This is a genomic window from Streptomyces sp. NPDC015131 (assembly GCF_043079975.1).
GTDB lineage: Bacteria > Actinomycetota > Actinomycetes > Streptomycetales > Streptomycetaceae > Streptomyces.
On sequence record NZ_JBIBVB010000003.1, the window covers coordinates 489,635 to 505,998 of the forward strand.

Annotated in this window: 18 protein-coding genes; 5 read left to right on the forward strand and 13 right to left on the reverse strand. The window is 72.9% G+C overall.

Annotated features, from left to right (window positions below; all coding sequences use genetic code 11):
• Nucleotides 1–15: 15 nt before the first annotated feature.
• Entirely contained in the window at nucleotides 16–570 is a 555-nt protein-coding gene (locus ACF08D_RS13560; protein WP_392222763.1) for a peroxiredoxin, read from the forward strand.
• Nucleotides 571–587: 17 nt separating this feature from the next.
• Nucleotides 588–1,136, forward strand: coding sequence for an alkyl hydroperoxide reductase (locus ACF08D_RS13565; protein WP_392222764.1), 549 nt, complete (start codon nucleotides 588–590; stop codon nucleotides 1,134–1,136).
• Nucleotides 1,137–1,229: 93 nt separating this feature from the next.
• Here ACF08D_RS13565 and ACF08D_RS13570 read toward each other — a convergent pair whose 3' ends face one another.
• The 5 genes from ACF08D_RS13570 to ACF08D_RS13590 form a co-directional block, all read right to left on the reverse strand.
• Complete coding sequence (locus tag ACF08D_RS13570; protein WP_392222765.1) at nucleotides 1,230–1,937, reverse strand: hypothetical protein; 708 nt, start codon at nucleotides 1,935–1,937, stop codon at nucleotides 1,230–1,232.
• Nucleotides 1,934–3,244, reverse strand: coding sequence for an AI-2E family transporter (locus ACF08D_RS13575; protein WP_392222766.1), 1,311 nt, complete (start codon nucleotides 3,242–3,244; stop codon nucleotides 1,934–1,936). The genes ACF08D_RS13570 and ACF08D_RS13575 overlap by 4 nt, the downstream gene beginning before the upstream one ends.
• 121 nt (nucleotides 3,245–3,365) lie before the next feature.
• Nucleotides 3,366–4,085 carry a transglycosylase SLT domain-containing protein gene (locus ACF08D_RS13580; protein WP_392222767.1) on the reverse strand — a complete coding sequence of 240 codons (720 nt, stop codon included), beginning with the start codon at nucleotides 4,083–4,085 and terminating at the stop codon, nucleotides 3,366–3,368.
• 383 nt (nucleotides 4,086–4,468) lie between these two features.
• Entirely contained in the window at nucleotides 4,469–5,791 is a 1,323-nt protein-coding gene (locus ACF08D_RS13585; RefSeq protein WP_392222768.1) for a PhoH family protein, read from the reverse strand.
• A 301-nt stretch (nucleotides 5,792–6,092) separates the two neighbouring features.
• Nucleotides 6,093–6,854: an isoprenyl transferase gene (locus tag ACF08D_RS13590; protein ID WP_392222769.1), complete on the reverse strand. Its 762-nt coding sequence runs from the start codon at nucleotides 6,852–6,854 to the stop codon at nucleotides 6,093–6,095.
• A gap of 177 nt (nucleotides 6,855–7,031) precedes the next feature.
• Here ACF08D_RS13590 and mgrA point away from each other — a divergent pair, with 177 nt between their 5' ends.
• On the forward strand, nucleotides 7,032–8,069 hold the full coding sequence (gene mgrA / locus ACF08D_RS13595) for an L-glyceraldehyde 3-phosphate reductase (protein WP_392222770.1): 1,038 nt from the start codon (nucleotides 7,032–7,034) through the stop codon (nucleotides 8,067–8,069).
• A gap of 347 nt (nucleotides 8,070–8,416) precedes the next feature.
• Here the strand turns inward: mgrA and ACF08D_RS13600 are convergent, their stop codons facing one another.
• Both ACF08D_RS13600 and ACF08D_RS13605 read right to left on the reverse strand, forming a co-directional pair.
• Nucleotides 8,417–9,997, reverse strand: a complete 1,581-nt coding sequence (locus tag ACF08D_RS13600) for a DUF2079 domain-containing protein (protein WP_392222771.1) — start codon at nucleotides 9,995–9,997, stop codon at nucleotides 8,417–8,419.
• Nucleotides 9,998–10,237: 240 nt separating this feature from the next.
• On the reverse strand, nucleotides 10,238–11,074 hold the full coding sequence (locus ACF08D_RS13605) for a prepilin peptidase (protein WP_392222772.1): 837 nt from the start codon (nucleotides 11,072–11,074) through the stop codon (nucleotides 10,238–10,240).
• 160 nt (nucleotides 11,075–11,234) lie between these two features.
• Between ACF08D_RS13605 and ACF08D_RS13610 the strand changes: the two genes are divergently transcribed.
• The gene (locus tag ACF08D_RS13610; RefSeq protein WP_392222773.1) at nucleotides 11,235–11,609 is read left to right on the forward strand and encodes a DUF192 domain-containing protein; all 375 of its coding nucleotides are present in this window, start codon (nucleotides 11,235–11,237) and stop codon (nucleotides 11,607–11,609) included.
• Here ACF08D_RS13610 and ACF08D_RS13615 read toward each other — a convergent pair.
• Together ACF08D_RS13615 and ACF08D_RS13620 are read right to left on the reverse strand one after the other, a co-directional pair.
• The gene (locus ACF08D_RS13615) at nucleotides 11,581–12,696 is read right to left on the reverse strand and encodes a hypothetical protein (protein ID WP_392222774.1); all 1,116 of its coding nucleotides are present in this window, start codon (nucleotides 12,694–12,696) and stop codon (nucleotides 11,581–11,583) included. The two genes, ACF08D_RS13610 and ACF08D_RS13615, sit on opposite strands and share 29 nt — an antisense overlap.
• A 79-nt stretch (nucleotides 12,697–12,775) precedes the next feature.
• Nucleotides 12,776–13,339, reverse strand: coding sequence for a hypothetical protein (locus ACF08D_RS13620; RefSeq protein ID WP_392222775.1), 564 nt, complete (start codon nucleotides 13,337–13,339; stop codon nucleotides 12,776–12,778).
• Between the two features lie 146 nt (nucleotides 13,340–13,485).
• Between ACF08D_RS13620 and ACF08D_RS13625 the strand changes: the two genes are divergently transcribed.
• Nucleotides 13,486–14,103, forward strand: a complete 618-nt coding sequence (locus ACF08D_RS13625; RefSeq protein WP_392222776.1) for a hypothetical protein — start codon at nucleotides 13,486–13,488, stop codon at nucleotides 14,101–14,103.
• 81 nt (nucleotides 14,104–14,184) lie between these two features.
• On the opposite strand, the gene ACF08D_RS13630 is transcribed toward ACF08D_RS13625, so the two are convergent.
• From ACF08D_RS13630 to ACF08D_RS13645, 4 genes are all read right to left on the reverse strand, one after another.
• Nucleotides 14,185–14,793 (reverse strand): OmpA family protein, encoded by a 609-nt coding sequence (locus ACF08D_RS13630; RefSeq protein ID WP_392222777.1) that lies wholly within the window; start codon nucleotides 14,791–14,793, stop codon nucleotides 14,185–14,187.
• Nucleotides 14,793–15,344, reverse strand: coding sequence for a hypothetical protein (locus ACF08D_RS13635; protein ID WP_392222778.1), 552 nt, complete (start codon nucleotides 15,342–15,344; stop codon nucleotides 14,793–14,795). The genes ACF08D_RS13630 and ACF08D_RS13635 overlap by 1 nt, the downstream gene beginning before the upstream one ends.
• 87 nt (nucleotides 15,345–15,431) lie before the next feature.
• Nucleotides 15,432–16,064 carry a pilus assembly protein TadG-related protein gene (locus tag ACF08D_RS13640; RefSeq protein WP_392223188.1) on the reverse strand — a complete coding sequence of 211 codons (633 nt, stop codon included), beginning with the start codon at nucleotides 16,062–16,064 and terminating at the stop codon, nucleotides 15,432–15,434.
• The gene (locus ACF08D_RS13645; protein ID WP_392222779.1) at nucleotides 16,061–16,297 is read right to left on the reverse strand and encodes a hypothetical protein; all 237 of its coding nucleotides are present in this window, start codon (nucleotides 16,295–16,297) and stop codon (nucleotides 16,061–16,063) included. Before ACF08D_RS13645 ends, ACF08D_RS13640 begins: the two co-directional genes overlap by 4 nt.
• Nucleotides 16,298–16,364: the final 67 nt, after the last annotated feature.

The window sequence follows — 16,364 nt, forward strand, 5'->3', positions numbered from 1 at the left end:
CTGCAAGGAGAGCGTGTGCTCACTGTCGGTGACCAGTTCCCCACGTACGACCTGACCGCCTGTGTGTCGCTGGAGAGCGGCAAGGAGTTCGCGCAGATCGACCACAAGTCCTACGAGGGCAAGTGGCGCGTGGTGTTCTTCTGGCCGAAGGACTTCACCTTCGTCTGCCCCACCGAGATCGCCGCCTTCGGCAAGCTGAACGACGAGTTCGCCGACCGCGACGCCCAGATCCTCGGCGTCTCCGGCGACTCCGAGTTCGTGCACCACGCCTGGCGCAAGGACCACGCCGACCTGCGTGACCTGCCCTTCCCGATGCTCGCCGACTCCAAGCACGAGCTGATGCGCGACTGCGGCGTCGAGGGCGAGGACGGCTTCGCGCAGCGCGCCGTCTTCATCGTCGACCCGAACAACGAGATCCAGTTCTGCATGGTGACCGCCGGCTCCGTCGGCCGTAACCCCAAGGAGGTCCTGCGGGTGCTGGACGCCCTGCAGACCGACGAGCTGTGCCCGTGCAACTGGAGCAAGGGCGAGGACACCCTCGACCCGGTCAAGCTCCTGTCCGGCGAGTGACGAAGGGCTGAACCGAGATGGCTCTCGACGAACTGAAGTCCGCCATACCGGACTACGCCAAGGACCTGAAGCTGAACCTCGGCTCGGTCATCGGCAACAGCGAGCTGCCCCAGCAGCAGCTCTGGGGCACGGTCCTGGCCTGCGCGATCGCCTCGCGCTCGCCCCGGGTCCTGCGTGAGCTGGAGCCGGAGGCGAAGGCGAACCTCTCCCCCGAGGCGTACCAGGCGGCCAAGTCCGCCGCCGCCATCATGGCGATGAACAACGTCTTCTACCGCACGCGTCACCTGCTCTCCGACCCGGAGTACGGGACGATGCGCGCCGGTCTGCGGATGAACGTCATCGGCAACCCGGGTGTGGAGAAGGTCGACTTCGAGCTGTGGTCGCTCGCCGTCTCCGCGATCAACGGCTGCGGCATGTGCCTCGACTCGCACGAGCAGGTGCTGCGCAAGGCCGGTGTCGACCGTGACACGATCCAGGAGGCGTTCAAGATCGCCTCGGTGATCCAGGCCGTCGGCGCCACGCTCGACGCCGAGGCCGTCCTCTCCGACGCCGTCCCGGCCGTCTGAGACCCCCGCGTCCCCGGACGCGCGCACGAGGGGCCCACCGGAAGGTGGGCCCCTCGTCGTGTGCGTAGGCCGGTGTGTCGGTGCGTCGGCGCGTCAGCCCTTCAGTGCCGCCATCAGCGCCTTCATGTCCTTCACCATGAGGTCCTTCACCCCGGCCGCGGCGGAGAGGGCGGGCGCCGGCGGGGGACCCTCCTGCTCCGGGTCGTACTCCACCTGCACGCTGAACGTCATACCGAGCACGGCCTGCCCGTCCAGCACCCGCAGCGCGGCGTACCCCTCGTCGTCCTGGGCGAAGAACGCCCGCTCCCCCAGGCCCTCCAGGGGCTTCCAGTCCCAGGAGTCGTAGGCGGCGCCGGTGACGGACGGCTCGAACTCCGGCCCGGGATCGGTCCTCTTGTGCAGCTCGTAGGTGAGGCCGGCCCCGTGGTCCTGGCCGTCGTCACCCTCGCGGAGGAACGTCACCGAGCAGGACGCCTGGTCCAGGGCCTCATGGCCGCTGTGCCGGTCGTCCGGATCCTCGGCACGCTTGCCGTACGCGGCCCCCAGGGCCGTCAGCTTCGCCGCCCCGCACAGGTCCTCAACCGTGCGGTACCCGCCGAGCGAGGGCCCCGCCGCGTGGTACGCGGAGAGCCCGCCCGCCCAGAGGGCCGACGCCACCAGGGCGCCGCCCAGCGCCCACGCCCCGGACCGCCACGCCCCGGACCGCCACGGGCCCGGGCGGCCGGCGCGCGGGGGCGGCGGCGCCGCCGGAGCCGGTGGCGGGAAGTCGCCCCCGTCGACCAGCTCCGGCTCGGATATCACTCGGTGTCCTTGGGCGCCTCGCCCGGCGCGGGGGTGGGCGCCGTGCGGTAGGCGGTCGCCCCGTGCGGCCCCGGCGCGGCGCGCATCGCCTGCTCCTGGCTGTACGCGCGGAGGTAGCCCACCACCGTGTTGGTGACCGCCACCAGCGGGACCGCCACCACGGCGCCCCCGATGCCGGCGACCAGACCGCCGGCGGCGACCGCGAGGACCACCGCGAGCGGGTGCACCCGGACGGCCCGGCCGAGGATGAACGGCTGGAGCACATGCCCCTCGATCTGCTGCACGGCGAGCACCACCAGCAGCACCATCAGCGCGGTGAACACGCCCTGGGTGACCAGCGCGACGATCACCGCCAGCGCCCCGGAGACCACCGCGCCGACCAGCGGGATGAAGGAGAACAGGAAGATGAAGACGCCCAGCGGCACTGCGAGCGGCACGTCCAGGAAGTAGATGCCCAGGCCGATGAAGATGGCGTCGATCATGGCGACGATCACCGTGCCGCGCACATAGGCGGTGAGGGTCCGCCAGGCGCGGGGCCCGGCCCCGGCGACGCCCGGCCGGGCCTGCGCGGGCACCAGTTTCAGCCACCAGGTCCACACCTTCTTGCCGTCGTACAGAAGGAAGAGGGTGGAGAACATCGTCAGCAGCATGCCGGTGAGGATCTCCACCATCACCGTGACGCCCTGGAGGCCGGCGGTGGTGATCTCCTCGGTGTTGGTGCCGATGGTGTCGCTGAGGTTCTTGGCGATGTCGTTGATCTGCTGCTCGGTGACGTGGAACGGGCTGTCGAGCAGCCAGCGCTTCAGCTCGTCGATGCCGTCGCGGACCCGGTCGGAGATGTCGCCCAGGTTGTCCATCACCTGCCAGACGACGAACCAGCCGATCAGGCCCATGATGACGAAGCCGGTGATGGCGGTGACGGCGGTGGCCAGCCCGCGCGGCAGGCCGAGCCGCCGCAGCCGGGCCACGGTGGGCTGGAGCAGCGCGGTGATCAGCAGGGCGGCGACGAAGGCGAGGACGACGAGCTGCACCTCGCTGATGACCTTCATCAGCACCCACAGGGTGCCCGCGAGCACCAGCAGCCGCCAGCCCGCCTCGGCCGCGACCCTCAGCCCCCAGGGGATCGCCGCGACGGGATCGGGCCGCGCCGCGACGGCGGGAGCGTAGGTGGGAGGCGCGGGCACGCTCTCCGGAGCGGGTACGGGGTCCTCGCCCCGCTCACCCGCGGCTCGGCGCTCGTCCAACCGCTGTCCCATCCGGGTCAGTCCGGCGCCCACTCTGCCGAGCCACCCTGGCACTTTCGACATGATCTTCTCTCTTCCCCCCACCACTCCCCCGGGAGTTACGGGCCCGACGCTACACGGCCGGAGCCCCTCGCCGTAGGACGGCGAGGGGCTCCGGAACGCTGAGCCGCGGGGGCGGGCCCGGCTAGTACCAGTTGTTGGCCTGCCAGAAGTCCCAGGCGCCGCAGGGGCTGCCGTAGCGCTCGTTCATGTAGTTGAGGCCCCACTTGATCTGGGTGGCCGGGTTGGTCTGCCAGTCGGCACCGGCGGACGCCATCTTGGACCCGGGGAGGGCCTGCACCAGGCCGTACGCGCCCGACGACGGGTTCTGCGCGCGGTAGTTCCAGGTGGACTCGTGGTCCACGATGTTGCTGAAGCACTGGAACTGGTCGCCCGGCACCATCTGGCGGGCCATCGCCTGGACCTCGGAGACGCTGTACGAGGACTGCGGGGCGAAGCTGGAGGCGCTGCGGACCTCGTCGCGGCTGGCGCGCTCCTCGGCCTCGCGCTGCTTCTCGCGCTCCTCCTCGGCCTTCTTGGCCTTCTCGGCCTCCTCGTCGGCGGCGGCCTTCTTGGCCTCCGCGTCCTTGGCGGCCTGGATGCGCGCGGCTTCCTCGGCGGACTTCTGCGCGGCCGAGTCGGCGGCGGCGGCCTGGGCCTCCGCCTGCTGCGTCAGGGACGAGACCTGCACCTGCGCCTGCTCGCCGGCCGGGATGTCCGCCAGGAGCGTCGTGTTGGCGGCGGCCGCCTCGAAGTTGTCGTTCGAGGGCTGGGTGTCGCCCGAGGCCACACCCACGACGGCGCCGACGGTGGTGACCGCGGTGGCCGAGGCCACTGCGAATCCCCGGACCGAGATCCGGCTCACACGGTTTCCTTCCAGCATCGCCCGGTTAGGTGACCTCGCGGGCGAAATCGTGCCCCTGACGCTGGTCCCCCCACTGCTGGGTCACGGGGGACACGGGCCCGGTGGGCGACTCCCGTGCGGGAGTGCCGCGTGGTGCTGCGGGCGGCGTACGGCGGAACGACTGTTGAGTTGTGTCACGGTGTGACAGGGGTGCCGTACGCGGGGCCTGACGGAAGCAAGACTCTGCCCGACGGCGACGCCGCAAGGCAATTCTTCGTTGCGTGGGAAAGCTCACACCCCAGTGGCCCCAGGAGTTTTGGGGATTCCCCCGCGCGGCGCGACGCCGCCCGGCTAAGCTCTCGGGCTTTGCCGGGCGGCGCCAATCCCCTGCCGGATTTGGGCGGTTAAATCTGCCCGTCCTCCAGCATTTCGGTCACCAGGGCCGCGATCTGCGACCGCTCCGAGCGGGTCAGGGTGACATGGGCGAAGAGCGGATGCCCCTTCAGTTTCTCGACCACGGCGACGACTCCGTCGTACCGGCCGACGCGCAGATTGTCCCGCTGTGCCACGTCATGGGTGAGGACGACCCGGGAATTCGACCCGATCCGGGACAGGACGGTCAGCAGCACATTGCGTTCGAGGGACTGCGCCTCGTCCACGATGACGAACGCGTCGTGCAGCGAGCGGCCCCGGATGTGGGTGAGCGGGAGGACCTCCAGCATGCCCCGGCTCAGCACCTCCTCGATGATCTCCCGCCCGGCCACCGCCGAGAGCGTGTCGAACACCGCCTGCGCCCAGGGGCTCATCTTCTCGGCCTCGGTGCCCGGCAGATAGCCCAGCTCCTGCCCGCCGACCGCGTACAGCGGCCGGAAGACCATCACCTTCTGGTGCTGCCGCCGCTCCAGGACGGCCTCCAGGCCCGCGCAGAGCGCGAGCGCCGACTTGCCGGTGCCCGCCCGGCCGCCCATCGAGACGATGCCGACGTCCGGGTCGAGGAGCAGGTCGAGCGCGATGCGCTGCTCGGCGCTGCGCCCCCGGATGCCGAACGCCTCCCGGTCGCCCCTGACGAGCCGTACGGTGCCCTCGGCGGTGACTCTGCCGAGCGCCTTGCCGCGCTCGGACTGGAGCACCAGACCGGTGTGCACCGGCAGCCCGGCGGCCTCGGGGACGTACAGCTTCTCCTCCGAGAACAGCAGGTCGACCTGCTCGGCGGGGAGCGTCAGCTCGGACATCCCGGTCCAGCCGGAGTCCGTGATGGCGAGTTCCGCGCGGTACTCCTCGGCGAGGAGGCCCACGGAGGACGCCTTGATGCGGAGGGGGAGATCCTTGGAGACGACCGTGACGTCGTACCCCTCGGCCTGGAGGTTGCGGGCGACGGCCAGGATCCGTGAGTCGTTGTCACCGAGGCGGTAGCCGGCCGGCAGCACCCCGGGATCCGAGTGGTTGAGCTCCACACGCAGGGTCCCGCCGAACTCCCCGACGGGGAGCGGGGCGTCGAGGCGGCCGTACCGGATCCGGAGGTCGTCCAGCAGGCGGAGGGCCTGCCGGGCGAAGTACCCCAGCTCCGGGTGGTGCCTCTTGGCCTCCAGTTCCGTGACCACCACGATGGGGAGCACGACCTCGTGCTCCTCGAAGCGGGCCATGGCGCCGGGATCGGCGAGGAGGACGCTGGTGTCGAGAACGTAGGTGCGCCTGTCGTTGAGGCGGCGCTTTGAGCTGTTCACCACGGAAGGACCTACCCCCTCAGGTGAGGTCGGGTGCGACTTCGACGGCGTCGCGGGGGGATGGGGCCGGGCTCTGGCCACGATGCGCGGGCCGAGCACCGGCCCTCCGCGTCGTCCGCGCGTGTCCCGCACGGTCGTCCTGGTGCAAAGGGCCTCCCGGGCGAGCGGGCTGGCGTGCCGCTCGCACTGGAGGGGGTATTCCCCCGCTCGCCCGCGCCCATGCCATGGCATATGACGACGCGTCGGTGAACGGGTGGTGAAGGAGGTGCCGGACGGGCACCGGCGGCGCGGGCCGGACGGCCTGTCAGGTGCCGTAGCGCCGGTGGCGGGCGGCGTAGTCGCGCAGCGCGCGGAGGAAGTCGACCTTGCGGAAGGCCGGCCAGTGGACCTCGCAGAAGTAGTACTCCGAGTGGGCGCTCTGCCAGAGCATGAAGCCCGACAGCCGCTGCTCGCCGCTGGTGCGGATCACCAAATCCGGGTCGGGCTGGCCGCGGGTGTAGAGGTGCTCCGAGATGTGCTCGACGTCCACGATCTCGGCCAGCTCCTCGAAGCTGGTGCCCTTGGAGGCGTGCTCCAGCAGCAGCGAGCGGACCGCGTCGGCGATCTCCTGCCGGCCGCCGTAGCCCACGGCGACGTTCACCAGTATCCCGGTGCGGTCGCGGGTGGCCTCCTGCGCCTCCTTCAGCACCCGCTGGGTGCGGGCGGGCAGCAGGTCGAGGGTGCCCACGTGGTGCACCCGCCACCGCCCGTCGGCGGCCAGGTCGCGGACGGCGTTCTCGATGATGCCGAGGAGCGGCACGAGCTGCTCCTCGGGCCGGTTGAGGTTGTCGGTGGACAGCATCCAGAGGGTGACGACCTCGACGTCCGTCTCGTCGCACCAGCCCAGCAGTTCCTGGATCTTGCTCGCGCCGGCCTTGTGGCCCTGCTCCGGAGTGCCGCCGGACGCCTTGGCCCAGCGCCGGTTCCCGTCGAGGATGACACCGATGTGCTTGGGCACCTGGGCGTGGTCGAGGCGGCCCTCCACCCGGCGTGCGTAAAGCCTGTACACCAGGTCGCGCAAGTTCACCGATCTCACCTCTCGATTGCGTACGGGCCCGCCACGGCGTCGGCCCAGGGAGACAGGGGGGAAGCGGTACCGCTCGCTCCCGGCACACCGCGGCTGTCCCCGAGGGCGCCACATTACTGCGCGGGGGTCACGGCGGCCCAACCCGGTCTGTCACAAGTACGTGATAAGCAGAGAGGCGTGACTGATACCCCCGCATACCGCCCCGCAGACGGCCGCTACGACGCCATGGAGTACCGCCGCACCGGCCGCAGCGGGCTGAAGCTGCCCGCCGTCTCGCTCGGCCTCTGGCACAACTTCGGCGACGACCGCACGCTCGCCTCGCAGCGCGCCATCCTGCGCCGCGCCTTCGACCTGGGGGTGACGCACTTCGACCTGGCGAACAACTACGGCCCGCCGCCCGGTTCGGCCGAGACGAACTTCGGCAAAATCTTCGCCCAGGACTTCGCGCGGTACCGGGACGAGCTGGTGCTCTCCACCAAGGCGGGCTATCTGATGCACCCCGGCCCGTACGGGGAGTGGGGCTCCCGCAAGTACCTGCTGTCGTCGCTCGACGCCTCGCTGAAGCGGATGGGCGTCGACTACGTCGACATCTTCTACTCGCACCGCTTCGACAAGGACACCCCGCTGGAGGAGACGATGGGCGCCCTGGCGTCCGCCGTCCAGCAGGGCAAGGCGCTGTACGCCGGCGTCTCCTCGTACACCGCCGCGCAGACCGCCGAGGCGGCCCGGCTGCTGCGGGAGATGGGCGTCCCGGCGCTGATTCACCAGCCCTCGTACTCGATGATCAACCGCTGGACCGAGGACGACGGGCTCCTCGACACCCTGGAGGCGGCGGGCATGGGCTGCATCTCCTTCGCCCCGCTCGCCCAGGGCCTGCTCACCGACAAGTACCTCCAGGGCATCCCGGAGGGCTCCCGGGCCACCCAGGGCAAGTCCCTCGACCCGAACCTGCTCTCCGAGGAGGTCGTCCGCCGGCTGCGGGGCCTCGCCGAGATCGCCCGGCGGCGCGGGCAGTCGCTGGCGCAGCTCGCCCTGACGTGGGTGCTGCGCGACCCCCGGATGACGTCGGCGCTGATCGGGGCGTCCAGCGTGACCCAGCTGGAGGAGAACATCGCGGCCCTGTCCGGCCCGCCGCTGACCGACGAGGAGCTGAAGGAGATCGACTCGTACGCGGTCGACACCGCCGGCACCAACATCTGGGCCGCGCGGAGCTGAGGCGTACGGGGCGCCCGGGCCGGTGCTCCGGGCGGGGCGCTGGGCGGTGCTCCGGGGCGGGGCGCTGGGCGGTGCTCCGGGGCGGGCACAGAAAACGGGCCGGTCCGTGGGGGGGATACGGACCGGCCCGAGGGGGGGTTTCCACCATAACCCTTCGTAAGAGATGCTGCGCGCCACGACAGGCCGGGACGTCGACCCGAATGTCGGGCGCGGCACCCCGACCCCGCCGTGAGCACGGCATCCGCCCGGCCGGGGCCCGTTTTCCGGCCCGGATCGCCGCCCCGGCCGTACTCCCCAAGGGGGACCCCGGCGGAAGGGCGCCGGGTTGACGCCGGGCGCGGCGGCCGTCAGCCGGCGCGGCGCAGCAGGGTGACGCCGTCGCGCTCGGCGACCTTCCGGTAGCCGTACTTCTGCTGCGCGGCGGCCAGCTCGGCCTGCTGCTGCTCGATCGGGTAGGGCCAGTGGCCCGTCCGGTACGGCCACGCCTCGGGCGCCCGCCGGTCGTGGACGATCCACTCGGCGGTGGGCGGCGGGAGCCGCTCGCGGTCGTACCGGTACAGCTTCCCCTCCACCGGGAAGGTCGGGAAGACGACGACCGTGCAGCGCGCGGTGAGCTGCGGCACCAGCCGGTTGGAGGCCGCGACCGTGGCCCCGTCCGGGATGCGCGCGAGCAGCGCGCGGGCGGCCTCGACATGCGCGGTGGTGCGCCAGGTCGCGCGCTGGAGGAGCAGGGCGAGCGGGAAGGACGGCACCATCACCAGCGTCACGGCGAGGGCGGTGGCGAGCGAGGCCCGGACGTGGCGGGCGGCGAGCGGGTGGCCGGAGCGGGCCCAGCCGGAGAGCGCGTCGATCATCCCCGCGACGACGATGGGCATCAGGACCGCGCTGTAGTGGAACGCGGTGCCCCAGTGGAAGCCGTTGTCCGACATCATCCGCCAGGCGAGCGTCGGCACGGCGATCAGGGAGAGCGGGGAGCGCAGCGCGAGCAGCGCGGACGGCGCGAACACCAGCACCAGGGTCATGGCCTTGACGTCGGGGCGCAGCGCGTCGAGCGGCGCGTGGGCGAGGGTGCTGAGCAGCGAGCCGTACCCCTCGGAGAGGTTGCCGCCGTGCGCGTAGCCGCCGTCCGGGTGGAAGGCCGGCATCAGCAGCTTGATCTCGACGAAGGAGCCGGCGAGCCCGGTGGCGGCGGTGGCCAGGCCGAGCCGCCGCGCCGCGCCGCCGCCCTTGATCACGACGTACGCGCCCACGGCGGCGAGGGTGAGCCCCAGGTCCTCCTTGACCAGCAGCAGCGGAGCGGCCCAGGCGACGGCCGGCCCCCAGCGGCGGTGGGCGAGCGCTTCGAGGCTGAACGCGAGGAGCGGTACGGCGAGGGCGACCTCGTGGAAGTCGAAGGCGGCGGCCGACGCGATGCCCCAGCTCAGCCCGTAGGTGACGGCGACGGCGTGGGCCGCGCGGCGGCCGAGCGCACGGGCGGCCCAGCGGGCGAGCGGGACCACGGCGAGGGCGAGCAGCGCGGACTGGGCGGCCAGCAGGCACACCGGGGAGGGCCACAGCCGGTAGAGCGGCGCCAGGGCGGCGAGGAGCGGGTGGAAGTGGTCCCCGAGGAGGTTGAAGCCCTCACCGCGCAGGGGGACGACCGGGGCGCGCAGTTCGCTGTAGGCGCGGACCGCCTGCTCGAAGATGCCGAGGTCGTAGCCGGTGGTGCGGAGCAGGAGGTGGCGGCGTACGGCGACGGTCGCGTACACCGCGAACAGCGCGGCGGCCCAGCCCCAGGGGAGCAGGGCGGCGGGGAGGCGCCGCGCGGGTGCGGGACCGGCGGCGGGAGCCGGAGCCGGGGCGGGGCGGGGGGTGTCGGGGGCCTCCCGGGAGGTGATCGGTGGGGCCTGCCGCCGAGAGCCAGGGCTATTGTCGGGAGATGTCCGCATGTGCCCGCATGCTAGGGCGAGGATGCACGGCTCAGGCCGGGCCGTGCGCGGGGCGGTCGGCCCGGTCGGGAATCTCCCCCTCATGGCGGTCATCGGCCGTCCGGCGTCCGGCTTCCGGCTTCCGGCTTCCGGCGTCCGGCCCGTGTGGCGTTCGCCCGGCGGCGGGGGTGCGGGGCGGGTCTCGGCCGTACGGCGTCCGGCCTCCGGCCGTGCGGCGTTCGGCGGCCGGCCCGTGCGGGTTCAGGCCCCGGCCGCGCCCAGCAGGACGCCCAGCAGGGCCCCGATCAGCATGAACGGCCCGAACGGGATGACGCTCTTGCGGCCCGCCCTCCGCAGCACGACCAGCCCGAACCCGTACAGCGCCCCCGCCAGGAAGCCGGCGAACGCCCCGGCGAACAGCACCGCCCAGCCGTACCAGCCGAGGGCGACGCCCAGGGCGAGGGCCAGCTTGACGTCGCCGAAGCCCATGCCGTTCGGGTTCACCAGGAACAGCACGGCGTACCCGGCGCCCAGCGCGAGGCCGCCCAGCAGGGCGGAGGGCCAGCTCCCGGCGCTGCCCGGCAGCGCGGCGGCGGCGCCCAGCAGGAGCGCGGTCCCGGCGGCGAGCGGCAGGGTCAGCCGGTCCGGCAGCCGGTGGACGGCGTGGTCGACCAGGGCCAGCAGGACGGCGACCGGGGCGGCGGCCAGCCAGACCGCCAACTCCGGCCGGGGCCCGGTGGCGGCGGCGAGCGCCCCGCAGACCAGGGCGGTGAGCACGGGGGCGAGCGGGGGCGCGGCGCTCCGGACCGGTTCCGGCGGCACGGGGGGCACCGGGGCGGCGGTGGCGGTGGCCGGGGCGGTGGCGGTGGGCGTACGCGGCCGGGGCGCGGGGGCCGCGAGGGGCGCCGCGCACCGGGGGCAGCGGGGCGCCCCGAGCCAGCCCCGCGCGGGACCGGTGAACGGGTGGCCGGCCGGGCAGGCGTCCCGCCACGGCTCGTCCGGCTCGACGGACAGGCGGTACGCGGCGCGCGGCAGCAGCAGACCGGTGACGGCGCCCCACAGCACGGCGGCGGCGACGGCGATCTGCGTGGCGTACACCCGGCCGACCCTAGGGCGGGACCGCCCCGCCGGTCATGGGCCCACGGGCCCATCCGCGCCGGGGCGGGCGCGCGCTACGGTCGTCGCCCATGGGGGCCATCAGGAAGCCGAAGCCGGGGGCCGTCAGGAAGCCGGGGGTCATGAGAAAGCCGGGGCGGCCATGAGGAAACCGCACATCCGGCGGGACGGCACCGGCCTGCTGACCGTCGGGGACGTCACCGTGCCCGTCGAGATCGCCGCGTCCTTCGGCACCCGGCGGCGCGGTCTGCTGGGCCGGGACGGCATCGCGGGCGCGCTGCTCCTCAGCCCGTGCAACAGCGTCCACACCTTCCGGATGCGCTTCGCCATCGACGTGGCCCACCTCGACCGGGACCTCCGGGTTCTGGCCCTGGTCACCATGGTGCCCGGCCGCCTCGGGCTGCCCCGCCCGCGCGCCCGGTACGTACTGGAGGCCGAGGCCGGGGCGATGGCCCGGTGGGGCGTGCGCACCGGGGCCCGGCTGGCGATCACGGAGGCCCCGGGCCCAGCAGCGTGAACGCCCCGTACGCCCCGGACGCCAGCGCCAGTCCCGCCAGCGCCGCGACCAGCGCCCGGTCCCGCAGCCGCGCCAGGGCGACCGCCGCCGGGAGCAGCAGCGGGAAGGCGGGCATCATCAGGCGCGGGCGGGAGCCGAAGTAGGCGGCGCCGACCAGCGAGACGACGACGACCGCGATCCCGTACACCAGGACCGGGAGCGGCTGCCGCTGCCGGACGCAGAGCCACACCAGCCACCCCACCAGGGCGAGCGCCGCGCACAGCCCCACGCCGGCGAGCGGCGCCGGGCCGGTGAGGTGGCCCCACACGAACCGGGCGAGCGCCACTCCCCCGTCGATGCTGTTGCCCCAGGCCGCCTGCACCTCGAAGTACGCGGTCCAGCCGCCCTCGCGGACGGCGACGAAGACGACGTACGCCAGCCAGCCCAGCGGTGCCAGCAGGACGCCGGCCACCGTCCGGGCCGTGAGCCGCCGGTCCCGTACCGCCGCCGCCAGCGCCGCGACGCCCAGGGCCGCGACCAGCGCGACGGCGGACGGGCGGGTCAGCCCCGCGCCCACGCACAGCGCGCCCGCCCACAGCCACCGGTCCCGCAGCACGGCGTACAGCGACCAGGCGGCGAACGCGGTGAACAGCGTCTCCGTGTACGCCATCGACTGCACGAACGCCGTCGGGTACACGCCCCACAGCACGGCCAGCACGATCCCGGCGCGCCGCCCGGCGACCCGCTCGCCCACCGCGTAGATCCCCCACGCGGCGGCCAGGGACGCCGCCCAGGCGACGATCAGCCCGGCGGTCGCGGCGCCGACCGGCAGGACGGCGGACAGGCCCCGTTCCAGGGCCGGAAACAGTGGGAAGAACGCCAGGTCGGAGTGGACGGCGCCGTCGGGGAGGGTGACCTCGTGGCTGTACCCGTGCTCGGCGATCCGGGCGTACCAGACGGAGTCCCAGCGGCCCGTGAGCCGGTGCCACCCGTCCTTGCCGGTCACGGCGGCGGCGACGGCCAGCACCGCGAGGCCGACGGCGCGGGTCGCCGCGTACCCCCAGAGGGCGGGCGCGGCGGAGGACGGTCGGTCGGGCGGCGGGGACATGCGCTCGATTATCGGCCAGCCGGCGGTGTGGTCGGTCGGCGGTCCGGTCGCTCGCCGGTGCCGTCAGTCGGCGGTGTGGTCAGTCTTCGTCGGTGGGCGGCTCCTCGATCGGTACGTCGGAGAGGGCGACGACCATCAGGTGCGGGGCGTCCGCGTCGCACTGCCCGACGCTCACCGCGACCCAGCGCGGGCCGTGCGGCGAGGGGACCGGCCCCCACACCAGCAGGGCCTCGTGGAGCCCGAAGGCGTCCAGCTCGGCGAGGAGCGGCGGCGCCGGGGGGTCGTCGCCGTCCTGTGCGGCGGGGAGGGTGCGCAGGTCCACGGTGCGGGGCGGTCCGTACCGCGACTCCAGGGCGCTCGACAGGTCGGCCAGGTGCGCGGCGGCCTCCTCACGGGCGGCGTCCGGGCCGGGATCGCCGGGCACGCGCGCGTGGGCGCGGCTGTCCTGGGCGCGGCTGTCATGGGGGCGGCTCTCCCACAGGCGGGCGAGCCGGAAGCCGGCGCCGTGGCTGCCGCTCCAGCCCTCGCCGTCGCCGTCGCCGGACGGCTCCCACTGCGCGGGCCCGGTCGCCGGGACCGACTCGCCGAGCAGGGTCTCGACGGCGCGGGCGGCCTGCCGGGCGTCGAACGGGGTTCCCGTCATGGTCCGTCCTCCTTCACGGGGCACAACTCCTCCACCGGTCACTCCGGTCGCGGCCACACGGCGACGCTAGGGTGATCCACCGCTTCGAGGGAAACACACAACGGGGAAAGCGGGACTGAACCATGCGGACAGGAACTCGACGGGCCATGCGTGCCGTTCCGGCGGCGGTGTGCGCCCTGGCGCTGGGCGCCGCCCTCGCGGGCTGCGGCGGCTCGGCGTCCGGGTCGGGGTCGGACTCGGGGTCGGGCAAGCGGGGCGGGTCGGGCGGCGGCTCGGGGTCGCAGGCGACGGACGACGAGAAGCGGACGTACCGCCTCGGCGAGTCGAGCCCGGCCAAGGAGAGCGACATGCAGGCGTCGTCGGGCGCGACGTACACCGTGACGCCCACCAAGGTGCGGACGGGCACCACGGCGGAGATGAACAACTCCGGGCTGGAGCCGGACAAGGAGGACGGCCCGCAGATCCCGGTCTATGTCTGGTCGACGCTCACCCACCAGAGCGGCAAGCCCATGGAGGTCGGCGACATGGACGACGACCTGGTCGTACGGACCGACAAGGGCGTGCGCACCCGGGCGCTCCTGGTCCTCATGGGCGAGGCCACCTGGCCCGACTGCCCGGCGCCGGACACCTCCAAGAAGCTGAACGCCGGCCAGTCGGAGAAGATCTGCACGGCCTTCCTGGTCCCGGCCGGGCACAAGGCGGCGGCGGTGGAGCTCACCCGGGGCTTCCACAAGGAGCCGCTGGAGTGGCCGGTCGCGGGCTGACGCACCGCGCCGGGTGCCGAGGCCGGGCCGTGTTCGCGGCCCGGCGCCCGGCGGGTGAGGCGCGGTCGGTCGCGGTCGCGGTCAGTCGCGCGGGAAGGACACCTCCACGCGGCGGTTCTTCTTGCGGCCCTCCTCGGTGCTGTTGTCGGCGATGGGGTACTGCTCGCCGTAGCCCCGGATCTCGTAGGTGATGCCGTCCGACGCCAGCATCGGCGACAGCACCTTGTGCACGGCGTCCGCCCGCTGCTTGGACAGCACGTCGCCGTGGGCGGAGGAGCCGAGATTGTCGGTGAACCCGAAGACGCGGACCTTGGTGGCGTCCTGCTTCTTGATCTCCTCGGCGATGGTGGCGATACGGGAGTGGGCCTCGGCGTTCAGCTTGGCGCTGTCCTTGCCGAACAGCACCTCCGCCTGGAGCGCGAACTTCAGGTTGGAGCTGGTCTCCTCGCGCCGCTCCTCGCCGCCCTCGGACTCCACGATCGAGATGAGCGGCAGCACCTTGGCGGCGGCGAGGGTGGCCCCGTCCCGCATGCGCAGCCCGGGCGAGTTGCCGTCCACCTCGGGCGGCGGCTCGCTCACGGCGGTCCCGGGCGGCGTGCCGGGCACATCGTCGGCGTGCGCCCCGGGGGCGAGGGTGAGCTGCGCGCCGGTGAGGAGCACGGCGACGGCGAGGGTGGTGGCGGCGCGCATCACGAGATCTCGATCGTCGCGACCGGCATCTCAGGAATCTGGATGTCCACTTGCGAGGTCCTCGTCGGCGGCGCCGGGAACTGAGCGAAGATCGTCTTGGTCTCTCCGGCCTTCACGGTGGTGATGCCGGTCGTCGTCAGTGGGTAGCCCTCGGTGTCCCGCAGGACGTAGTAGCGCTTCTTTTCCACCTTGTCGATGAGCGTGATGCCGGCGAACGACGGCCCGGTCCGCTTGACCCCCACCTCTTGCCCGTTCCAGAACGGGTTGGCGATGAGCATCCTGGATGTCGTGTTCTTCAGGCTGGCCGTGATGGTGAGGAACCCACCTTGGTCGCGTACGGCTGAGTGGACGACGAACTGATAGCCGCTGCTTCCGTTGATGGTCGCCAACGTCTTGCTGGTGTCCGGCACGGAGGCGCCGTCTTCCGACTGCGTGGGCGATTCCTCCACAGGCTGGGTCGGCATACTGCTCGACTTGTCCGGCTCCTTGGCCGCGTTGTCGTTGCCCTCTCCTCCGTCGCCGCCACAGGCGGACAGGAGTGCGGCCAGCATCACGGCGGAGATCCCGGCCGACACTCTGCGTGCTGCCACCCCGTACCGATTACCCATAAGAGCCATTTCCTTTGCGTTCCTTCGCGGTCAGTCCTCGGCGAGCCGAACTTCGAAGAGGTCGGACATGTCGGGGAGATCGGCGGGGTCCAGCTCCACGACGTCACCGTCGCAATCGAGCGATCCGGGAGCGGGCTCGCCCTCGCCCTCGGCGGGGTCCTCACTCTCGGCGGGGTCGTCGCTCTCGGCGGGTTCCTCGCCCTCGAGAGGGAGGAAGTCGCACAGGGGGACAACGATTGCCGTTGCCGTGGCGTGGGCGTATTCACCCTCTGTACCGGGCAGCACGGTGTCCCCCACCGGCTCCTGCGACACGACGTCCGCCCGGAAGCCCCAGCGGCCATCCATGAGCTGCACACACCCGCCCAGGGCGGCCTTGTTCCGGGCCGCGAAATCGGCGGCGGCATCACAGCCGTCGGGCATCGTGCCCAACTCGCCGTCCAGCAGGTCACCGATGGTGGCCAGGCTCAGCTCGAACCGGTCCCGGGACTCCTTGGCCGCCGCGAGGGCAGCCGCGTCCGCAGCCGACTGCGCACCGTTGCGCGTGGCTCCGGCCTGGCCCACCGCGAAGAACGCGAGCGCGAGAAAGAGCAGGCTCGCCACTACGAAGATGTAGATCGGCGAAGCCTGCCCCGTCTCGCGCGTCGTGTGCGGGGCTCTCGTCAGCCACCACCGACGATCTTCGAAATCTGAGTGATCAGGCCACCCGCGATGGCCTCGCCGGCTCCGGACCCCACCACCGCCGCGATGATCACCCCCACCAGGATGATGATCCCCACGTACTCCACCGCCCCCTGGCCGCGGTCGCCTCGGCGTTTCAGGGCGGTGACCGCCGTGCCGGCCCACGTACCCACGTACACCTTGGCCTGGGTCGCGGCCTTCAGGGTGTTGTTCGCCATGGTGGTCTCCTCCGGGCTCGTTGGGGAGAACGTACGGCCGGGGCGACGCGGGGGGCATGGGCCCGGG